Origin of the sequence: Rossellomorea sp. GAMAL-10_SWC, assembly GCF_049568075.1 — a bacterium.
In the GTDB taxonomy this organism is placed as follows: Bacteria; Bacillota; Bacilli; order Bacillales; family Bacillaceae_G; genus Gottfriedia.
Genome location: NZ_CP144911.1, coordinates 4,576,606 through 4,597,473, shown reverse-complemented (window position 1 = coordinate 4,597,473; position 20,868 = coordinate 4,576,606). Strand labels below are relative to the sequence as shown.

The window sequence follows — 20,868 nt, the reverse complement described above, 5'->3', positions numbered from 1 at the left end:
TTATTCTCCAGTACTTTGTTCTTTAACGGTTTTTGGGTTTCCTTGACCAGGTACAACTAAAATAGTATCTTTTTGACTTTTTATACGGAATGGAGCAAATGGTGCAAAATATGGCTCTCCAAAAGATCGTAGGCTACACATATGTAATAATATAATTAAACCGCCAATCAACATTCCAAATAAACCAATATAAGCTGCTGCCAATAATAATATAAACCGAAGAATCCTAGCGGCTGTTGACATATTATAATAAGGGATCGTAAAGCTAGCAATCGCAGTAATTGATACGATGATTACCATTGACGCAGATACAAATCCTGCTTGTACAGCTGCTTGCCCCAAGATTAAGGCTCCAACAATAGAAAGCGCCTGCCCAACCGCTCTTGGCATTCGAATTCCGGCTTCCCGTAATACTTCAAAAATTAGTTCCATTCCAAGGGCTTCAACAATCGCTGGCAAAGGCACACCTTCACGTTGGGCTGCTAAGCTTACTAATAAAACCGTTGGAACTACTGCTTGATGAAATGATGTAATTGCAATGAAAATTCCAGGTGCAAACAAAGCAGTCCAAAAGGACATATAACGTAGCAACCTTAAAAAAGTACCAATATATGAGCTTTGATAATAATCCTCTGGAGATTGAAAAAACTGTGTAAATGTAGCTGGTAAAATTAAGACAAATGGTGTACCAGCTATAAAAATTGAAACACGTCCTTCCAGTAAGTTACCTACTACAGCATCAGGTCTCTCTGAGTTAATCATTGTAGGGAAAATAGTCTTTTGATCGTTTTGAATATAGTTTTCAATATAGCTGGATTCTAAGATTTCATCTGCATTAATAGCCTCTAAACGATGTTTTACTTCCCTTAATAACTCTTCATCTACAACACCTTTTATATACATTATTTCTACATCAGTTCTCGTTACTTCACCTATTTTCATTGACTCGATTCGCAGCGCTGGGTGTTGAATTCTATTACGAATTAGAGAAGTATTTGTACGTAAGCTTTCTGTAAAGCTATCCTTTGGTCCTCTGATTACAGTTTGTGTTGAAGGCTCTGATATACTTCTAGATTGCACCATTTTTGTACATGCAACTAAGAAATTACTATCATGGTCTAAAAGAACAACGGTATCTCCAATTAGTAATGCCGATAGGAGATTTGTATAGCTTGATTGTGATTTTAAACTTGAAACGGCGATTACGCTTTTTAAGCCATTCTCTAAATCCGTTAATGACAGCGTTGTTTCTTTTTCTGCATTAATTTTAACGATTTTATTAATGATTCCATCATTCACTAATTTCTCATTTGAAATTCCGTCAATATGAATCACAGCAAAAGAATACTGCATGCCTTCCCCAAGTGTTTCATGACGAATCACAAGGTCGGAGCTATCTCCAAAATCATCTTTTATTCTTTTTATATTCTCTAAAATGTCCTTACTTAAAGAACGGGATATATTATTTTGAAATGGAATTTTTTTACTTGTAGCTGCACTATTGGTTTCTTTATAGTTAAACACTTTTTCCACCACCCTATAATCATGGCTTATTATTCTTATACTTTTTCCAAAATATTTCATTTAATGTATTGTTTTCTAAGTGGATTATTTTGCACATAAAAAAAAGGCTGTCTAATGAGACACCCCGCTTCACTTTTGTTATAAGAATTTTTTCCCTCTAGGTTGCTCGATCTCAGAAGTGCCGTGTCTTATCCAAGCAACTTAAGGGTCCAACTCCTATTAAAGAGTCTATAATTTATTATATTTATTTACGAATAAGCTGTGGTATTGGATTCACCGGCTTTCGACCGATTGAGTAATAGTGGATGTTCTTTTTTTGCATTTGAGTCAATTCAAAACAATTACGTCCATCAATTACTAACGGTAGCTTCATTAGCTCCTCATATAATTGGAGATCGGTTTCTATGATTTCTCTCCATTCAGTCAAAATTAATGTAGCGTCTTTATCATGAATAGCTTCCTTCACATTAACTGAATAATTTATGGAATCTCCGAATACTTTTCTTAATTCAGGTAATGCATATGGATCATACACTGTTATTTTAGTACCTTCTCTGATGAACTGATTAATTAAATCGATAGAAGGTGCATGTCGAATATCATTTGTATTTGGTTTAAAGCTAACTCCTAGAATTGCAATTTCTTTATTATTTAAATTTCCAAAAAGAGATTTTGTTAATTCAAAAAGTTTTATTTTTTGTTGATTATTAATTGTAATAACAGATTTTAATAGTTTTAAGTCTACACCTACTAGCTCAGCTTCTTTTACTAAAGCAGTCGTATCCTTTGGGAAACAAGATCCGCCATATCCAATTCCAGCTTTTAAAAACTTTGAACCGATTCGGTGGTCTAGCCCGATACCATGAGCAACATGATCAACATTAGCATTTAATTTTTCACAGATTGTGGCAATTTCATTAATAAAACTTATTTTAGTAGCTAAAAATGCATTAGACGCATACTTAATCATTTCCGCACTTCTTGCATCTGTTGTATAAATAGCCGTATTAAATGGTTTATATAATTCCTTTATTAATTCCGTTGCACTTTGACTTTCGGAACCAATGACAATTCGATCACCATTAAATAGATCGTATAGTGCAGAACCTTCCCTTAAAAATTCAGGATTTGATACAATATCAATCGTTAAATGTCGAGGGGCATTTTCCAGCATAATTCTCTTAACTGCCTCATTCGTTCCAACTGGAACAGTACTTTTAATAACAACTGTTAAATTTTTTTTAGCATTAATTGCAATCTCTTTCGCAACCCCTTTTAAATAGTGCAAACTTGCTGTTCCATCTGGAAGTTCTGGTGTACCGACCGCAATGAATATGATATCTGCATGGCTATAAGCTTCTTTGTAATTTGTTGTAAACTCAATTTTATTAAGGAAAATATTTTCTACTAATGATTCTTTCAAACCCGGTTCATAAATAGGGCAAATTCCTTTTTGCAGTAATTGAATTTTTTCAACATCAATATCAACACACGTTACATTGTAACCAACTGAAGCAAATGAAACTCCTGTAGTAAGACCAACATATCCCGTACCTGCAACAACTATATGCGTCATGGTTCATCCCCATCCTATACAATTATTCAGTAAAGATAAAAAACCTTTAACACTGCCTAAAGTGATAAAATTTACTTTTAATTGCAAATTCAGATCTGATTTCTATAGGTCTACTGTTTTTTAAAGAGATAAAATTTAGTATCTCTACTTATCTTGAAGTTTGATCATCATTTACACCAGTTAAATTAACTATCTACTAATCATCATCCTTTTTCCGATTTTTTTAGATCAAGTCCCAAGTTAAACTAGAGGAGAGTTTTACATAATTTTTAAGATGTTAGAGTTTTAAGTATTAAATCATATGTACTGCTTACCTAGATAATCCACGGTTTACAATTACTTAATTTAAACTTTAAATGGAGCTTTTTAAACTTTGATACTTTCCTTTTCTCTATTCCAACTTTGACTACCTTCTAGTTCATCTTAACTTTACAAAACCTAAACACTTTTCTTACAAAGATAACTGCTCCTAATAAATTCCAAACAAAAAAATCCCAAGCTCTATGCTTGAGATTTCAGTGTGTAGTCAAGCTACAAAGCTTGAGATTTTTATTTTAAATAGCGACTTGGAATCTTATCAATGTTTTCTAACATAATTCCAGTACCTACTGCAACACATTGCATTGGATCTTCAGCGATGAAAACAGGTACTTTTAACTCTTCAGCAAGTAAAATATCTATTCCATGCAGTAATGCTCCGCCACCAGTAAGAATAACTCCACGATCAATAATATCAGCTGATAATTCAGGTGGTGTACGCTCTAATACTGTTTTTGCAGCTTGTACGATTAAGTAAACTGGTTCACTTAATGCTCTTTGAATTTCATCAGATTGTACAGTAATTGTACGAGGTAATCCAGTTACCATATCACGTCCACGGATATCGATTGATTCATTTCTTGCGCCAGGGAAAACAGTACCTACTTCAATTTTAATTTGCTCTGCAGTACGCTCTCCAATTAGCAGTTTGTATTCACGCTTGATATAGTTTAAAATCTCCATATCAAACTTGTCCCCTGCCATTTTAATTGAAGAGGCGGTGACGATATCTCCCATCGATAAGACTGCGACATCGGTTGTCCCACCGCCAATATCAATTACCATGTTACCACTTGGTTGGAATATATCCATTCCAGCACCAATTGCAGCAACCTTTGGCTCTTCCTCAAGATAAACTTGTTTACCGCCACTCTTTTCAGCAGCTTCACGAATTGCTTTTTGTTCAACAGATGTGATGTTTGTTGGACAACAAATCAAAATACGCGGCTTTGACATGAATCCCTTTACATCTAATTTATTTATAAAATGACGTAGCATTGCCTCAGTAATATCAAAGTCAGCAATTACACCATCTTTAAGTGGACGAATTGCTACGATATTACCAGGTGTACGACCTACCATGCGGCTTGCTTCTTCCCCTACTGCTAATACTTTACCGCTACTACGCTCTATTGCAACTACAGAAGGTTCGTTTAATACGATTCCCTTACCTTTTACATGTATTAAGACATTGGCTGTACCAAGATCTATTCCGATATCCTTAGAAAACATTCCTTTTGGCTCCTCCTTATTCACTATACTCATGAGCAGTTCCCCGAATACGTTCCATACCAAAATATAATTTTACCATAAAGAACTACTTTTAGTAATTAATATTTGTGAACAGGAGGTTAAATATTTCTAATTTTGTTTTCAAGGCTCAGAAACCCTATTTAGTTACTTTCTCAACGTCTTCTTTTTGATACTTTTGCTTTGTAGCCTCTCCACCGCGTAAGTGACGAATTGATTTGTGATAATCCAAAATTTCTTTTACTTCATTTGCCAAATCTGGATTAATTTCCGGTAGGCGTTCTGTTAAATCTTTGTGTACTGTACTTTTTGACACTCCAAACTCTTTGGCTATTACGCGAACTGTTTTCTTCGTCTCCACGATATATTTCCCAATCTTGATCGTTCTCTCTTTGATGTAATCGTGCACACTACTCTCCTCCTCTAAATGGATGTGAGAAGCGTGAAATGAGACTCGTTTTGACTGACTAAGCTGCTCTTTTTCCTGCTCTGACTGACCTGCTGAGGTACATTTATTTTGACTAGGTAGAAAATCCACGATTCCTCACCTCAAACACCTCTTTGATGGGTTTATAACATTGTATTAGCAAAGGTGTCTAACTATGCACAATTATCAGAAAAAAACAAGTGCCCAACACATATGGGGTATGATTCCCACGTGTTAGGCACTTTGTGAATTGCTTAATTATTATTGTTGAATTTTATTTCCAGTTGAATCAGTATTAGAAGAACCTTCTTCATTGTCATCAGATACATTACCAGAAGTATTCATTGTATTCGATTCTTTTGTTTCGCTTTTTGTATTTTCAGAACTAATAATTGATGAAACATCTTGTCCTTGGTATTTCTCTGGATTAATTGCTACACCATCTTTGCGTAATTCATAATGAACATGAATGCCATTTTCTTTGCCAATTAAAGCTGTTCCAGCTGTTCCAAGAACTTGTCCTTGTGAAACTTTTGTTCCTGGCTCAACACTTACAGATTTTAAGCTTTGGTAATATGAAACTAATCCGTTACCACTTTCTACTACAACTACATAACCTAGCTCAGCATCTTTTTGAGCTTTTGTAACAGTACCACTAAGTGCTGCAGTTACATCAAATTCTTTTCCACTTTTATCAACTAAATCCATACCAGTGTTGATCGTGAAAGTATTATTATCCATTTGGATTAATGATGCTTGTTGCTCATCTTTTGAAGCAGAGTCATCATAATAATGACTTTTAACTTGAACTGTTGCATCCTTTGAAACTGGGTAAGTTAATTTTTCTTCTGGCTGTGAAGCTGGAATTGCCTCTGGCTCTCTCGTATCAACTGTAGTTCCAGTTTTTGTTGGAGTTGGAGCATTACTATATTGATACCATAACGCACCTGTCAAAATAACTGCCGCACTTACTAAATAAATTGCTGGTACTACCCAACGCTTTCTTAACATTTTAATAACCTTTTGAGAAGTTTTTTTGTTTTGTTCCTCTCTCATCCTTATCACCTCTGCAATCATTGTCAACAGATTTCTGGAATTATATACGCAATTTAGAAAATTTTAGTTCGACAAAATTCTTATTTTTCCACACAATTTCAAACTAATTCACATTAATCCACAAAATACTAGAAAAATATTAACAAATGAAAGCGATTTATCCACAATTCCACAAGGTTTATACACAATATTTGTGGATAAGTTAATAAGTCTCATTATAAAGTTCACAAAATATTTTTCTTGCATTTTTCTTTATTACAAAATATAATCACACTACAAGCTTGTACGATGTATTAAAAACTTAAACTTAAAAAATTATTTCAGTCATTATATATTTTTTGCGATGATGAAGAAGAGTAGATTATATGAAAGTTTCAGAGAGCTGACGGTTGGTGGAAGTCAGTACGGACATATTTTTGAATGGGCTTCTGAGCACCCAAACCGAACCATTTATTAATGCAGTAGGCTTTGGCGGACGTCTCACCGATAAAAGAGACGGGTATTCAAACTCATGTTTCGATACTGCTTTTTGTCACAAGGTAGTTCAATTCATTTGTTTTGATACTGCAAAGTGAGTCTAAAGGTTTTTAGACTAATTAAGGTGGCACCACGGGAGTCCTCGTCCTTTTTATAAGGCGGGGACTCTTTTTTTGTACCCAAAAATAAGGAGAGAAAAATAAAATGATATTTACTAAGAAAACCTTCATATCAATTACTTTATTATTCACATTGGCACTAGCAGGTTGTGGACAACAATCAAATCAAACAGCTTCGAAGTCAAATGATCATACGTTACATTTAATGGATACTTCAGATATTGTAAGTCTTGATAGTTCACTAGCTTTAGATGGACCATCATTAAACGCACTTAATAGCGTAATGGAAGGTCTTTACATGCCAAATGAAAAAGGAGAATACGTTCCCGCTGCTGCTTTGTCACATAAAGTTAGTACGGATGGTAAAGTTTATACATTTACCTTAAGGGATTCTAAATATTCAAATGGAGATCCAGTAACAGCAAAAGATTTTGTTTTTGCAATGAAACGATCAGTTGATCCAAATACTAAAGCTCAGTTTGCATACGATTTATATGATATTGAAAATGCAAAAGAAATTAACCAAGGAAAGTTATCTGTGGATAAACTCGGGGTAACTGCACTAGACGATAAAACATTACAAATTAAACTTGCACGCCCTATCCCATATTTCCTTCAACTGACAAGTTTACCGATGTTCTTCCCGTTAAATGAAAAATTCGTTAAGGAGCAAGGTAGCAAATATGGTTTAGAAGCAAATACAACTTTATATAATGGTCCTTACGTTGTTAGTAAATGGGATCATGGGGCTGGATTCACTATGACAAAAAATCCGCAATACTATGATAAAAAGAATGTCCATGTAAATAAAATTGACGTTAAAATCATGAAAGAAACAACAACTGCAGTTAATCTTTATGAAACAGGTGAACTTGACCAAGCGATTATTGATTCTAATGTTATCGATCGTTATAAAGGGAATAAAGAATTAAACAAACTAGCTATGCCAATTGTCTCTTACATCAGCTTTAATCACAAAAATCCATTTTTAGCAAATGTAAAAGTACGTAAGGCTATCGCAAATGGCTATAATAAAGAGGACATTAGTACAACGATATTAAACGATGGCTCTATTCCTACTGATCGAATTATTCCTAAAGGTTTAGTAAAAAACTCGAAAGGGGTCGACTTTGTTGGCTCAACGTCTCATCCTTCTACAGTAAATTTAGAGGAGGCTAAATCTTTATTTAAAGAAGCTTTATCTGAAAGTGGTAAGTCAAAAGCTACAATTTCATTACTAGTAAGTGATAACAATACATCGCGTAAAATCGGTGAATATTTAAAATCACAATTAGAAACAAATTTAAAAGGTCTAACAGTTAATATTGTCGTACAGCCTGCACAACAAAAATTCGAATTGCGTCAGCAAGGAAACTATGATCTCTCTCTAGATACATGGGGCGCAGATTATCCAGATCCAACAACTTATTTAGAGCTATTTACATCTAAATCAGCTTTAAATGTATTAAATTATAAAAATGCTAAATATGACGAATTTGTTCAAAAAGCAAATACAATCAGCTTACAAAACGAAACAGAACGTACTCAGCTCCTTCATAATGCTGAAGACCTTTTACTAGATGATGCTGCGATTGCTCCAGTTTACCAAGCTGGCTATGTATACTTGCAAAAATCAAATGTAAAAAACATAAAGGTACGTCCATTTGTTGGATATTTTTATTATAAATATGCTCAAAAGCAGTAAGGGCTAAGTAAATAAGTGTGAATTGTATTCTTATATATACTAAGGAACTGAAATTGAACCAAATAACATTGGTAATTCTGCAATTAAACTTCGTAATATCCCAAAATAAATACTTTCTTTAATCAAAAAACACTCTAAATGAACGAATCTTAGTTCGATTTAGAGTGTTTTTAAATTTAATTTCTTCTTTTCATATAAAACCGATAAACAAAAAACAGACCTTCATGAGGTCTGTCCAGTGTGTAGACAAAGTACTAAAAAACTTGAGTTTCAGACTGACTGCAAGCGCTTGTCAACAGTCTGAACTCTCAAAGCTTCTCTAATAGGTCATAATCCTTCTTACTAAGCTTCTTTATGTTGATTCCCTTATAATAATACTTAACAATCTCATCGTATGTTTTACCTTGCTTAGCAAGCTCATTTGCTCCGTATTGACTCATACCTACTCCATGGCCAAAGCCTTTTGTTGTAATGATGATTTCATTACCTGAACGCTCCCATGAAAAATCCGTTGAACGTAAGTTTAGTTTTTCTCTAATTTCTTTACCAGAGAGAGTTTTTTTACCAAACACTACTTGTTCTACACGTTTACCTTGTGTTCTCAAGGTGACTTTCCCTATGTCTGACTTATTAATTTTTACATTAAGTTTTTTTTCGAAATCACTTATTGTAAATGATTTTTTTGATATATAGTTTGGAGCAACGGAATCCCAAGGACTCGGTACACTTTTCAAATATGGTACACTATTTTTCCAATATTCTTCGGAGTTTTCTGTGTATCCATTGCTTGTAGAGAAGAATGAAGCAGTTATAGGTTGTCCATTGTAAGTTAATATTTGTCCTTCAGTGGCTTTTACAGCTTTTTCAATTTTAGCTATATTTTTATCGTATTCAGCACCATATCTTTTCTTCAGATCATCGCGATCCTGAAAGACTTGAAAATTAACTGAATCATCAACAATTCCACCTTCATCCAGTGGTTTACCTTCTTTCAATCGTTTGATGATAAATGTTCTTGCACTTAAACTTTGTGCTTTTAGTGCTTCTGTTTCAAATTTTGCTGGCATTTCTGATGCTACTACTCCTAATACATATTCCTCGATTGGTAGTTTTTCTACTTTTTGTGTTTTTGTTCTAAAGACTTCAATACTTAGATTGTCATTTTTGTTCGCTGCTGCGACTTGGTTTGCTTTTTTCTGTAGCTGATCAACCAATCTACCATCTGTATGGCTATGAAATGGTAGAACAAGCAATGTAGGGATAATAATAACGACTGAGCAAGTAGTTAATCCTGCAGTGATTAATGTTTTAAATGACTTCATATTTTCCTCCTATCCATTTCAAAACAACTTTAAATGACAATTTTCAACTAATTGCCCTTTCTAAAGATAATTTATGTATATGGACAAGCATTTAGAACAAATAATAGATTCATCTCAAATTAGATTCTTTTAACAAATTGTATTATTTTTTTATTATTTTTAGAATATTTTATAAGGTTTCTGTCTATAACTGATAGTAGAAAGTTGCATGAAAATGCAAAAATGCCCGACTCTATGTGGGGTAACACAAAGTGCCAGGCATTTGAATTAGTTTTTAGTTTACGCTTGTAAATCTTTAAGTGTTTCTTCCTCTACAGCTGTGCTTGGTTCGTTTACACGTTCAATGTCCGCTCCAAGTGCAGCAAGCTTTTCATGGAAATTTACATAACCACGATCTAAATGTTTTAATTCAGTAACACGAGTATATCCATCAACAACTAGACCAGCAAGGATAAGTGATGCAGCAGCACGTAAATCCGTAGCAGCTACTTCTGCTCCTTGAAGATCATTTGGTCCATGAATAATAGTTGATCGACCTTCAATTTTAATATTTGAATTCATGCGACGGAATTCTTCCACGTGCATAAAACGATTTTCGAATACTGTTTCAGTAATCATGCCTGTTCCATTAGCTTTTAATAGAAGTGCCATCATTTGTGATTGCATATCTGTTGGGAAGCCTGGGTGAGGCATTGTTTTGATGTCTACAGGTTTTAAATTGTCTGTACCAATTACACGTAGACCTTCTTCCTCTTCGATAATTGTTACGCCCATTTCACGCATTTTCGCTACTACTGAGCTTAAATGCTCTGGAACTGCATTTTCAATTAATACGTTTCCATTCGTAATTGCTGCTGCTACCATAAATGTTCCAGCTTCAATACGGTCTGGAATAATGTGATGAGTTGTACCAAATAATGTTGGTACACCTTCAATTCGAATAGTGCCTGTTCCAGCACCACGAACTTTACCGCCCATTGCATTAATGAAGTTTGCTAAGTCAACAATTTCAGGTTCTTTTGCAGCATTTTCAAGAATTGTTGTTCCTTCAGCAAGTGCTGCTGCAGACATAATATTTTCTGTTGCACCTACGCTTGGGAAATCTAAATAGATTTTTGCCCCTTTTAAACGACCGTTTGATTTTGCTTCTACAAAACCATTACCAACCGTAATTTGAGCTCCCATTGCTTCAAACCCTTTTAAGTGCTGTTCAATTGGTCTAGATCCAATCGCACATCCACCTGGTAACGCTACACGTGCATGACCATTTCTTGCTAAAAGAGGTCCCATTACAAGAATAGATGCTCGCATTTTACGAACATATTCAAATGGTGCTTCAACATGTAAATCCTTTGAAGCATCAACTGTTACTGTATTATTTTTAAACCCAACCTCTGTATTTAAATTACGAAGAACTTCGTTAATCGTGTAAACGTCAGATAGAGTTGGTACGTCATGAATTATATTTTTTCCTTCACTAGCTAGTAGCGCTGCAGCAAGAACTGGTAAGACAGCATTTTTTGCACCCTCTACACGAACTGTGCCTTGAAGCTGTTTCCCGCCACGGACAATGATTTTATCCAAACTTTTCCCCTCCGTGTCCTAAAATAGATCTATCAATATTCTACTGTTATAATCGGTGTGCCAATAATAATTGTCGTTGATTTATCAACATTGTTTTCACGTATTGCAATTTGTAAATTAATTTTTTTGCCATTTGCAACCAGAGCGTCATTCCACTGTTCAGTATATGCTGAAACAGAGACGAATGCCCCTTCTTTTATTTCTTCAATTTTTGTTGCTTTAAAAGTCCCCAAAAAATCATTTTTTATACCCTGCAAAACACCTTCAAGTTTACCACCCATTGTCCCCTTAATACAAGTAAAAAAAGTAGGTTCTTTACTAAAAATATTTTCCAATGAGTTCTTTATAAGCTTATTCGTTTCTTTTTCAGCCTGTTGGTCCCATTTAGTCCCACTAAGTTCATAAATTACATAGCTGCTGTTATTGCCAGTAGATGTAACAACGATTCTTTCTGTGACCAAATTATGGTTAAACGTACCAATTATTTTATTACCATTGTCAGCTTTCGTCCACTTAAAATTTTTAAAATCCTCTTTATATTTACTGATTATTTTGGACACCGAAGTATTCATTTTAGCTTCTCTTGCGTATAAATTCCAACTTGTAACCGAAATGTCTTTTTTATTTAATACGTCTGCAAAACGATTCAATTGGCCTACACCTGTGTCAGCCATACCGATTTTACCCCAATTAAAAAATAGTGCAGAAGCAAAAGTAATCGTAATTAATAATATGTACATAGTCTTTTTCATAAATAATCCCCTCTCTTACTTCCATTTTTCACAGGTAGAGAGGGGTTTATACGGTACATCGTAACATACTTTTTGACAAATTATTTCAATAAATATGTAATGTTTTTTGTATATTGAAGATAGTCTAGGAAAAAACTACTTACAGCAGAAGAAATTGTAATCGTCAATAGCACCATAAAAAGTCGAATTTGGGCAACATGGCCTTTTTTCATAATACTCTCCCACTTAATTGCTGTTAAAGCCCACCAAGTTAAAATAATGAAAAATAAATGGACAATTATTGCTAATAACGCTTCTGTCCCAACTAAAGCTTCCATTTTCCACGTCCTCTTTCCGCATTTTTATAGAAAAAATTTTCAGATTGCCTAGTTGCATTTTTAGCCCATGTGTTCTTAGTACACGAAATTTCAAACAGTCTGAAAACCTAATTTTATACTTTTTCTACAAATTAAAAAGTGTAGGAATCAACCTACACTTTTAATTTAAATATATTTTACGCCATAAAGAAGTCTTTCACAATGTCTAGCTTATGAAATACCTCTAATGCTAAAGATGGTTTAATACCCAATACAATTGTTAAAATAGCACAAACCAATACAACGAATAAATGTGTCTTAGGAAGTACAACTTTACGCTCTTCACCACTTCTAAAGAAAATAGTTTGAAGGATCCCGAAATAATAAAAATAGGATACTACTGTAGTTAAAAGTAGAATACCACCTAGAACATAATATCCTTTAACTTGGACGAAAGCCCCTAAGAATATATTTAACTTTCCTATAAACCCTGCAGTTAATGGAATACCCGCTAGTGATAAAACAAATATTGACATTGTAATTGCTAAAAATGGATTTGTTTTAATTAGCCCTGCAAATGATGATAATGAGTCAGTTCCCCTTTGTTGTTGTACATTGTAGACAATTGTTAAAATACCGATTGTCATGAATGTATAAGCTAATAAGTAGAACCAGATTCCCTCAAACATGAATGGTGAAATACTTACAAATGCAACTAGAACATAACCACCGTGTGCAATACCTGAGTATGCAAGAATACGCTTTAGACTGTTTTGTTTTAAAGCAATTGTATTACCAATAATCATCGATAACGCGGCCAATGTGGCTACAACTGGTTGCATTACTTCAAATACAGATTTTTGTTCCTTCATCAGTAATGCACCCGTAAAAATTGCTAAGAAGATGCGAAGTACGATAATAAATCCACCTGTTTTTGAAACTGTTGCTAAAAATGCTGTTACAGGTGTTGGAGCACCTTCATATACATCTGGCGCCCACATATGGAACGGAACAGACGCAAGTTTAAATGATAATCCAACAAATACTAGCACAAATGCTAGGATCATTAGAAATTCATTACTGCTTGGAATTCCTTGTTGAAGTGCCAAATTCATTTCAGTAATGTTTGTTGTACCAGTTAAGCCATAAGTATAGCTTAGTCCGAATAATGTTATTGCAGTTGAAATACCACCGTTAATTACATACTTAAGTGCAGCCTCAGAAGAGCCTTCTCTTCTCTTTTGAATGCCAACTAGAATATAAGATGAAATCGAGAGTAACTCTAATCCAACAAATAATGTGATTAAATCACTACTTGAAGCCATATACATTGCTCCAATTAACGCTGTAATAAACAATGTGTAGTATTCTGAGCGCTCTGCAATTGATTTATCTCCAAGAGCAAGTAATAAAACTAAGATTGCCCCGATTAATAAAATAGTTTTAAAGAGAAGCCCAAATGAATCAAGTTTAAACGATCCCGCTAATAGACTTATTGGTTTATGTGAATAAAGTGTGAATAACCATACTAGTGATCCAACAACGCTTAGTAAACCAACCCAGCCGACTATTTTACGACTCGCATTCTTAGGTAGTAAGAGTTCAAGAGTTAATAGAAGAAGCGCAGCAGCTACTAGAATAATCTCAGGACCCATTGTTCCCCATTGAAATTCAGATAATGCTTTCCAAGTCATCTTCTATACACCTCTAATCCCTTGAATGATAAAATCCACTGATGAAACAATCATATCATTTACGAAAGCTGGGTATACACCAAGCAGGACAATCGCAAATACTAAAATAACCGAAGCGATTGCTTCGCGTTTTGACAAATCAGTGAATGATGAAATAAATTCACTAGTTTTACCGAAGCTTAATTGTAAAATTGCTCTTAAAATATAAGCTGCAGTTAAGATGATTCCTAATGTACCTACAGTTGCAATTGCTTTATGAGATTGGAAAAGGCCTACAAATGATAACCATTCTCCTACGAACCCTGATAGACCTGGTAAACCTAACGATGCCATACCACCAAAAAGCAATAAGCCGGCAAGTCTTGGAGCTGATTTTGAAAGACCAGAAATACGGTCAAAACTAGTAGTATCACCTCGGTTTTCTAACATGCCAACTATTAAAAATAGAAGTGCTGCAATTAAACCGTGAGATACTGATTGTAAAATTGCTCCTTGGATTCCAGCGCTATTCATTGCTGCTAATCCAATAATAACAATCCCCATGTGTGAGAAACTTGAATATGCCAATACAGAGCGTAATTCCTTTTGAATTAAAGCAATATAAGCTCCGTAAAGTAAATTAATTACACCAATAATCGCAAGAGCTACCGACATTTTTTCAAATTGCTCTGGGAAAATACCTAAAGCAAAACGAATTAAACCGTAAGTTCCAATTTTTAATAGGATACCAGCGTGAATGATTACTACAGCAGGATTTGCTTGAGTATGAACATTCACCATCCATCGATGGAACGGGAATAATGGTAGTTTGATTGCAAATGCAATTAATAAACAAATTAATAGAACCATTTTTAAATGCTCTGAAATTGGACTAACTGTTTGTTGTCCTGCTGGAATAATGTTTGCTAAAACTTCATAATTTGTTGTGCCTGTGCGAGCAAATAGGACAGCAATAACAAATAATAAGAATGCAGACCCTAATCCGTTATAAATTAAGAATTGGTATCCAGCACGTTCACTATCAAATCGACCCCATTTACCAATTAAGAAGAACATTGGCACTAGCGTTAATTCAAAGAATAAGAAGAATAATACTAAGTTCTGAGCTGCGAATACACCAAACATACCTACTTGTAAAATAAATAGTAGTTGATAGAAGCCTTTTGAACCTTTATTAATAGAGTAACCCGCTATTACAGCGATTAATGAGATAATACCAGTAAGTAAAATCATCACTAATGATAGACCGTCTACTCCAAGCTCAAACTTAACTTGAAACAATCTAGTTGATCCAGCGAAAAATTTTCCAAATGAAAACCAATCATATGAAATATTCCAATCTTTTAAACTAGAATGGTTTTGACCTGCTATATAAGCTAGTATAGTAACTGCAAATGATAAAACCGAAGTCAATAATGCCCAAAGCTTATAAGAATTCTTTGGAGCAAAAGAAACTAGTAATAATCCCAATAAAGGTGAGAAAACAACCCATAATAAGAAATGAGACATCATAAGTTGTACCCCCCTGTCACAACGATTGCTAATAAGATTAGTGCAAGACCAAGTAATGTGATAAATCCATAAGTTTGGACTTGACCACTTTGAAGCCTTGAACCAATTCCACCGACACTACTTACAATTCCTTTTACTAGTAATGCAAGTCCTTCAATTACAAAACGCTCAATAGCAAACATTACATGTCCGATTGCAAACATACCTTTTACGATTGAACCGTTATACAATTCGTCAATATAATATTTATTAAGAAGAATTTCATAGAATAATCCATTTTCTTCTTGTTTCGATTGCTTCACATTTCTTCCATACATATTGTAAGCAAGCGTAATACCAGCTAAAGAAACAAGCGTTGCTACGATCATAATCCAAACCGGCTCATGACTATGTTCAGTAATTGTAAATGGAGCTCCATCTAATAAAAACTCATTTAAGTGACGACCAAAGAATGGTGTATTAATATAACCTGCAAATATTGCAAGGATCCCTAGTAGAGACATTGGAAGGACCATTGACATTGGTGACTCATGCGCACCCTTTGTCTTCTCTTCCCCAGTGAAAACTAAGAAAAATAATCGGAACATATAGAAAGAAGTAAAGAATGCCGCAGTTAAAGCTACTACGAATAAAACGTAATTGCCATTTTCCCAAGTTGCAGCTAAAATTTCATCCTTACTAAAGAAACCAGATAGTAATGGTACACCTGTAATAGCTAATGTACCGATTAAGAATAGTGTAGATGTCCATTTCATTTTCTGACGTAATCCACCCATTTTAAAAATGTCTTGAGTGTGTACGGCATGAATAACACTACCTGCAGCTAGGAATAACAATGCTTTAAAAAACGCATGAGTTGTTAAGTGGAAAATACTTGCAGTATAACCACCTACACCTAATGCAAGCATCATATAGCCCAATTGACTGACTGTAGAGTATGCTAGTACTCGCTTAATATCTCTTTGCACAAGACCAATACTCGCTGCAAAAATCGCTGTAAATCCTCCGACAATCGCAACTACCGTTAAAGCAGTTCCACTAGCAATAAAGATTGGATAAGTCGTTGCTACTAAGTAAACACCGGCTGCTACCATTGTTGCTGCGTGAATTAATGCAGAAACAGGTGTTGGACCTTCCATCGCATCAGGAAGCCATGTATGAAGTGGGAACTGACCTGATTTACCCATTGCTCCTACGAAAATCAAGATCGCAATAAGTGTTAACATACCAGTACTCACTTGTCCACCTTGGATTACACTGAAAATTTGATCGAAATCAAAGCTCTTTGTTTTCCAAAATAAAAGTACCATCCCGATAAATAAACCAACGTCCCCTATTCTAGTCATAATGAACGCTTTTTTAGCCGCTGCTTTTGCTTCTTCTTTATAAAAGTAGAAACCAACAAGTAAGAACGAGCCTAAGCCTACTAACTCCCAGAATACATAAAGTTGTAGAATGCTAGGTGAAATAACAAGTGCTAACATCGCAAATGTAAATAAGCCCAAATATGCGAAAAACACTGTAATTCGATCATCCTCTTCCATATATGCTGTTGAATAAATATGTACTAATGTACTAACAAACGTAACGATTACTAGCATTAACGAATTTAGTGCATTTACTACATATCCAACGTGAATATCGATATTTCCAATTGTTAACCAAGTGTATAGTTTCTGCACTGTATCCCCTTGTAGACGGTCAAATAAGACGAACAAGGAGATGATGAATGAGATTCCTGTTAAAGTTGCTCCTAAAATCCCACTACCTTTCTTTCCTTTTGTACCAGCTAATATTAGGATTAGAAAGGAAATTAGCGGAAGTACCGGAACAAGCCAAGCATACTGCATCATCAAATTCCACCTCCTATTTATCTTTTCAATGAATCAGCTTCATCGATATTGACTGTCTGACGATGACGATACCATGCAATTAAAATTGCCACGCCCACTGCAGCCTCAGCAGCTGCAACTGAAATCGTAAATAATGAAAAAATTTGTCCTGTTAAAGACGGTGCTACACCCAGCTTACTAAATGCCACTAAATTAATATTTGCGGCATTTAACATTAACTCAATACAAATTAACACGATTACTGTGTTTCGTTTTGTTAATGCACCATATAATCCGATACAAAATAAAATTAGCGCTAAGAGAAGATAAGCATTAATTGGAACTGAACTCATTCCTTCGTACCCTCCTCTTTTGAATCATCTGATTTTGCTAAAATAATCGCACCTACTAAAGCAATCAGTAATAATACAGACATTACTTCAAATGGCACGATATGATTTGTAAATAATTGTAATCCAATATTTTTCGTATTATTTGTTGCTAAATCAACATCTGATGCGTCGATTGAAAGTCCGTTTACTCCTAAAAACATAACGACTCCAAATGCAACAATACCGATTAATGCAGCTATATTTCTCCAATTTCTTTTTGGTTTTTCACTTTCAATATCATGTTTCGTTAACATGATTCCAAAAATCATTAAGATTGTTACTGCACCTGAATAAATAAGAATTTGAACAACAGCTACGAATTCAGCTGATAGAAGGACATAAATCCCTGCAATACTGATGAATGTTAATACAAGCGAAAGCATCATATGCATAACTTTCGTTGAGTTTAACATCATTACGCCACCTAAAATGGCTGATAAAGAAAGAAGAAAGAAAGCAACTACAAAACCACTCATGCTTTATTCTCCTTTCGAATGTTTTGATCGTTTTCATCAAGCCATTGGAGGTCTTTAAACAATTCATCACGTGAATATTCGGCAAGTTCAAAGTTATTTGTCATAATAATCGCTTCTGTTGGACAAACTTCTGTACATAAATCACATAGAATACAAATTTCAAAATTTATATCGTATGTGTCGATAATTTTTCCTTTTTTCGTAGGATCAGGATGTTTTTTCCCAGTTAATGTAATACAGTCTGTTGGACAGATTGCTGAACATTGATTACAAACAATACATTTTTCTGGATAAAATTTCTGAATTCCACGAAAACGATCTGGTAACGGAATCGGCTGATTTGGATAATCATACGTCACTTTCTCGCGCGTTAAATTTTGAAGAGTATATTTTAAACCTTTTACTAACCCAATCATGACTCACACCCCTTTAGATTGGTCTATTTGTTTAGAAGAACAAGCTTTTTACTAATGCAGTTATTAAAATATTAGCTAATGAAACTGGTAATAATACCTTCCAACCGAACTCCATTAATTGGTCAGCACGTAAACGTGGGAACGTTACACGGAACCAAATTAATAAATATAAAATTACACTAAATTTTAAAGAGAACCAAACAGCCCCAGGAATGAAGTCTAGACCCGCAATTGGTTTCCATCCGCCTAAAAATAGAATCGTAATTAACGAACACATTGCAAAAAAGTAAACATACTCTGAAAGCATAAAAAATGCCCAACGAAATCCTGAAAACTCTGTATGATAACCTGCTACAAGTTCTGACTCAGCCTCTGGTAAGTCAAAAGGTGTACGGTTTAATTCAGCTACAGCTGCAATTAAGAAAACGATAAAAGCAATCGGCTGAGTTACAATGAACCACACATTCTCCTGTGCATTAACAATATCATTTAAATTTAAGCTTCCAGTTAATAAAATAACACCTAATACGCTCATTACTAACGGAATTTCATATGAAATCATCTGTGCTGCTGCACGCATACCACCAATAAGTGAGTATTTGTTATTTGAGGCCCAACCCGCTGTAACAACACCAACTGTTGTTAATCCTGAAACAGCAATATAGTAAAGTAATCCAACACCTATATCAGCAAACTGTAAGTTCTCTGTGAAAGGTAGAGTTGCTAATACCATAAACGCTGGTGCAAATGCGATGATCGGTGCAAGTATAAATAATGGTTTATCTGCCGCTTTCGGAATTGTATCCTCTTTTAAAAGTAGCTTTAATACGTCAGCAACAGTTTGAAGTAAACCATAACGTCCACCAACTTGGTTAGGTCCAATACGCCCTTGCATGAAACCCATTACTTTACGTTCTGATAGGATTCCAAATGTTACGAAACCTAAAACTACAAATAGAAAAATAACGCCTAAGCCTAAATAGATGAGAAAATTTATCCAAGACGGTGTACTTTGTAGAAGATTTTCTATCATTATCCGTCTACCTCCCCAAGTACAATATCGATACCACCTAAAATAGTAATTAAGTTTGCGATGTTTTCACCCTTTAATAGCTTTGGAAGAATTTGCAGATTATAAAAAGATGGTCGTCTAAACTTCAAACGATACGGCTCTTTTTTTCCATCACTTGCAATATAGCAACCGATTTCTCCACGAGGTGACTCGATTCTAACGTATCCTTCACCTTTAGGAGCCTTAATGATTTTAGGAACTTTTGCTAAAATTTCACCTTCAGCAGGGAATTGTTCAACAGCTTGTTCTAAAATCTTTAATGACTCTTCAATTTCTAGCATTCTGCACATATATCGATCCCATGCATCGCCAACTGTTCCCACTGGAACATCGAAATCAAAACGATCGTAAATAGAATATGGCGCATCTTTTCGTAGATCATATTTAACACCAGTACAACGAAGATTTGCACCACTTAATGAAAAATTAATTGCATCTTCTTGTGAATATGCACCAATACCTTTTACACGATTAATAAAGATTTCATTACCAGAAACTAAATCGTGATATCCTTTTAATTGCTCTCTCATATAAGGAATAAATTCTTTTACTTTTTCAATCCAACCTTCAGGAGCATCCCACTTAACCCCACCAACGCGCATGTAGTTAAAAGTCAATCTCGCTCCACACAGTTCGTTTAATAGATTGATAATCATTTCACGCTCACGGAAAGCATAAAGGAATGGACTCACTGCCCCAATATCCAGAAGGTTTGTACCCCACCAAACTAAGTGACTAGCAACACGCCCTAATTCCATTGAAATAACGCGTAAATACTCTGCGCGGTCTGGAACTTTAATATCCATCATTGTTTCAACAGCATGGCAGATAACATAGTTATTTGTCATTGCTGATAGATAATCCATACGGTCTGTATATGGAATAATCTGTGTATATTGAAGATTTTCAGCGATTTTCTCTGTACCACGGTGTAGATAACCGATGACAGGTGTCGCCTCTTTAATGATCTCTCCATCAATCTTTAACACAAGACGAAATACACCGTGTGTACTTGGATGCTGAGGTCCGACATTTAATAGCATTTCTTCCGTACGAATCATGGCTTA

The 20,868-nt window shown here is 34.7% G+C and carries 18 protein-coding genes and 1 other annotated feature; of the genes, 1 reads left to right on the top strand and 17 read right to left on the bottom strand.

What is annotated here, in order from left to right:
* From V5E38_RS22255 to spoIIQ, 5 genes are all read right to left on the bottom strand, one after another.
* A complete protein-coding gene (locus V5E38_RS22255) occupies positions 1–1,524 on the bottom strand; it encodes a spore germination protein (protein ID WP_335477058.1) in 1,524 nt (507 codons plus the stop codon).
* Positions 1,525–1,768: 244 nt separating this feature from the next.
* Positions 1,769–3,100 (bottom strand): UDP-glucose dehydrogenase family protein, encoded by a 1,332-nt coding sequence (locus V5E38_RS22250; RefSeq protein ID WP_499211469.1) that lies wholly within the window; start codon positions 3,098–3,100, stop codon positions 1,769–1,771.
* A gap of 549 nt (positions 3,101–3,649) precedes the next feature.
* A complete protein-coding gene (locus V5E38_RS22245) occupies positions 3,650–4,651 on the bottom strand; it encodes a rod shape-determining protein (RefSeq protein WP_025569003.1) in 1,002 nt (333 codons plus the stop codon).
* Between the two features lie 157 nt (positions 4,652–4,808).
* Positions 4,809–5,078 carry a sporulation transcriptional regulator SpoIIID gene (spoIIID, locus tag V5E38_RS22240; protein ID WP_025569002.1) on the bottom strand — a complete coding sequence of 90 codons (270 nt, stop codon included), beginning with the start codon at positions 5,076–5,078 and terminating at the stop codon, positions 4,809–4,811.
* Between the two features lie 279 nt (positions 5,079–5,357).
* Positions 5,358–6,152 (bottom strand): stage II sporulation protein SpoIIQ, encoded by a 795-nt coding sequence (spoIIQ, locus tag V5E38_RS22235; protein ID WP_176522483.1) that lies wholly within the window; start codon positions 6,150–6,152, stop codon positions 5,358–5,360.
* A 334-nt stretch (positions 6,153–6,486) separates the two neighbouring features.
* Positions 6,487–6,782: a binding site (T-box leader), on the top strand.
* 51 nt (positions 6,783–6,833) lie between these two features.
* Here spoIIQ and V5E38_RS22230 point away from each other — a divergent pair.
* Positions 6,834–8,453: a peptide ABC transporter substrate-binding protein gene (locus tag V5E38_RS22230; RefSeq protein ID WP_499211468.1), complete on the top strand. Its 1,620-nt coding sequence runs from the start codon at positions 6,834–6,836 to the stop codon at positions 8,451–8,453.
* Between the two features lie 308 nt (positions 8,454–8,761).
* Here V5E38_RS22230 and spoIID read toward each other — a convergent pair whose 3' ends face one another.
* The 12 genes from spoIID to V5E38_RS22170 form a co-directional block, all read right to left on the bottom strand.
* Complete coding sequence (gene spoIID, locus V5E38_RS22225; RefSeq protein WP_499211467.1) at positions 8,762–9,775, bottom strand: stage II sporulation protein D; 1,014 nt, start codon at positions 9,773–9,775, stop codon at positions 8,762–8,764.
* Positions 9,776–10,054: 279 nt separating this feature from the next.
* Positions 10,055–11,359 (bottom strand): UDP-N-acetylglucosamine 1-carboxyvinyltransferase, encoded by a 1,305-nt coding sequence (gene murA / locus V5E38_RS22220; protein WP_387362447.1) that lies wholly within the window; start codon positions 11,357–11,359, stop codon positions 10,055–10,057.
* A gap of 32 nt (positions 11,360–11,391) precedes the next feature.
* The gene (locus tag V5E38_RS22215; protein ID WP_499211466.1) at positions 11,392–12,111 is read right to left on the bottom strand and encodes a YwmB family TATA-box binding protein; all 720 of its coding nucleotides are present in this window, start codon (positions 12,109–12,111) and stop codon (positions 11,392–11,394) included.
* An 80-nt stretch (positions 12,112–12,191) separates the two neighbouring features.
* Positions 12,192–12,428 (bottom strand): DUF1146 family protein, encoded by a 237-nt coding sequence (locus V5E38_RS22210; RefSeq protein ID WP_025568971.1) that lies wholly within the window; start codon positions 12,426–12,428, stop codon positions 12,192–12,194.
* Positions 12,429–12,604: 176 nt separating this feature from the next.
* Positions 12,605–14,101, bottom strand: a complete 1,497-nt coding sequence (gene nuoN / locus V5E38_RS22205; RefSeq protein ID WP_499211465.1) for an NADH-quinone oxidoreductase subunit N — start codon at positions 14,099–14,101, stop codon at positions 12,605–12,607.
* A 3-nt stretch (positions 14,102–14,104) separates the two neighbouring features.
* Complete coding sequence (locus tag V5E38_RS22200; RefSeq protein WP_335448674.1) at positions 14,105–15,613, bottom strand: complex I subunit 4 family protein; 1,509 nt, start codon at positions 15,611–15,613, stop codon at positions 14,105–14,107.
* Positions 15,610–17,466: an NADH-quinone oxidoreductase subunit L gene (nuoL, locus tag V5E38_RS22195; protein WP_097974914.1), complete on the bottom strand. Its 1,857-nt coding sequence runs from the start codon at positions 17,464–17,466 to the stop codon at positions 15,610–15,612. Before nuoL ends, V5E38_RS22200 begins: the two co-directional genes overlap by 4 nt.
* Before the next feature lie 17 nt (positions 17,467–17,483).
* Positions 17,484–17,798 carry an NADH-quinone oxidoreductase subunit NuoK gene (gene nuoK, locus V5E38_RS22190; protein WP_025568976.1) on the bottom strand — a complete coding sequence of 105 codons (315 nt, stop codon included), beginning with the start codon at positions 17,796–17,798 and terminating at the stop codon, positions 17,484–17,486.
* On the bottom strand, positions 17,795–18,313 hold the full coding sequence (locus tag V5E38_RS22185; protein WP_025568977.1) for an NADH-quinone oxidoreductase subunit J: 519 nt from the start codon (positions 18,311–18,313) through the stop codon (positions 17,795–17,797). The genes nuoK and V5E38_RS22185 overlap by 4 nt, the downstream gene beginning before the upstream one ends.
* Complete coding sequence (gene nuoI, locus V5E38_RS22180) at positions 18,310–18,729, bottom strand: NADH-quinone oxidoreductase subunit NuoI (protein WP_025568978.1); 420 nt, start codon at positions 18,727–18,729, stop codon at positions 18,310–18,312. The genes V5E38_RS22185 and nuoI overlap by 4 nt, the downstream gene beginning before the upstream one ends.
* Before the next feature lie 31 nt (positions 18,730–18,760).
* Positions 18,761–19,762 carry an NADH-quinone oxidoreductase subunit NuoH gene (nuoH, locus tag V5E38_RS22175; RefSeq protein ID WP_097974912.1) on the bottom strand — a complete coding sequence of 334 codons (1,002 nt, stop codon included), beginning with the start codon at positions 19,760–19,762 and terminating at the stop codon, positions 18,761–18,763.
* A complete protein-coding gene (locus V5E38_RS22170; RefSeq protein WP_499211464.1) occupies positions 19,762–20,862 on the bottom strand; it encodes an NADH-quinone oxidoreductase subunit D in 1,101 nt (366 codons plus the stop codon). Before V5E38_RS22170 ends, nuoH begins: the two co-directional genes overlap by 1 nt.
* Positions 20,863–20,868: the final 6 nt, after the last annotated feature.

Bases quoted from the DNA above. Each gene is read 5' to 3' on its own strand.
- nuoN (WP_499211465.1), bottom strand. From the start codon at position 14,101: ATGACTTGGAAAGCATTATCTGAATTTCAATGGGGAACAATGGGTCCT.
- V5E38_RS22250 (WP_499211469.1), bottom strand. From the start codon at position 3,100: ATGACGCATATAGTTGTTGCAGGTACGGGATATGTTGGTCTTACTACA.
- spoIIQ (WP_176522483.1), bottom strand. From the start codon at position 6,152: ATGAGAGAGGAACAAAACAAAAAAACTTCTCAAAAGGTTATTAAAATG.
- spoIID (WP_499211467.1), bottom strand. From the start codon at position 9,775: ATGAAGTCATTTAAAACATTAATCACTGCAGGATTAACTACTTGCTCA.
- V5E38_RS22170 (WP_499211464.1), bottom strand. From the start codon at position 20,862: ATGATTCGTACGGAAGAAATGCTATTAAATGTCGGACCTCAGCATCCA.
- V5E38_RS22230 (WP_499211468.1), top strand. From the start codon at position 6,834: ATGATATTTACTAAGAAAACCTTCATATCAATTACTTTATTATTCACA.
- V5E38_RS22185 (WP_025568977.1), bottom strand. From the start codon at position 18,313: ATGAGTGGTTTTGTAGTTGCTTTCTTTCTTCTTTCTTTATCAGCCATT.
- V5E38_RS22210 (WP_025568971.1), bottom strand. From the start codon at position 12,428: ATGGAAGCTTTAGTTGGGACAGAAGCGTTATTAGCAATAATTGTCCAT.
- V5E38_RS22245 (WP_025569003.1), bottom strand. From the start codon at position 4,651: ATGTTTTCTAAGGATATCGGAATAGATCTTGGTACAGCCAATGTCTTA.
- V5E38_RS22200 (WP_335448674.1), bottom strand. From the start codon at position 15,613: ATGATGTCTCATTTCTTATTATGGGTTGTTTTCTCACCTTTATTGGGA.
- nuoK (WP_025568976.1), bottom strand. From the start codon at position 17,798: ATGAGTTCAGTTCCAATTAATGCTTATCTTCTCTTAGCGCTAATTTTA.
- nuoI (WP_025568978.1), bottom strand. From the start codon at position 18,729: ATGATTGGGTTAGTAAAAGGTTTAAAATATACTCTTCAAAATTTAACG.
- V5E38_RS22215 (WP_499211466.1), bottom strand. From the start codon at position 12,111: ATGAAAAAGACTATGTACATATTATTAATTACGATTACTTTTGCTTCT.
- nuoL (WP_097974914.1), bottom strand. From the start codon at position 17,466: ATGATGCAGTATGCTTGGCTTGTTCCGGTACTTCCGCTAATTTCCTTT.
- nuoH (WP_097974912.1), bottom strand. From the start codon at position 19,762: ATGATAGAAAATCTTCTACAAAGTACACCGTCTTGGATAAATTTTCTC.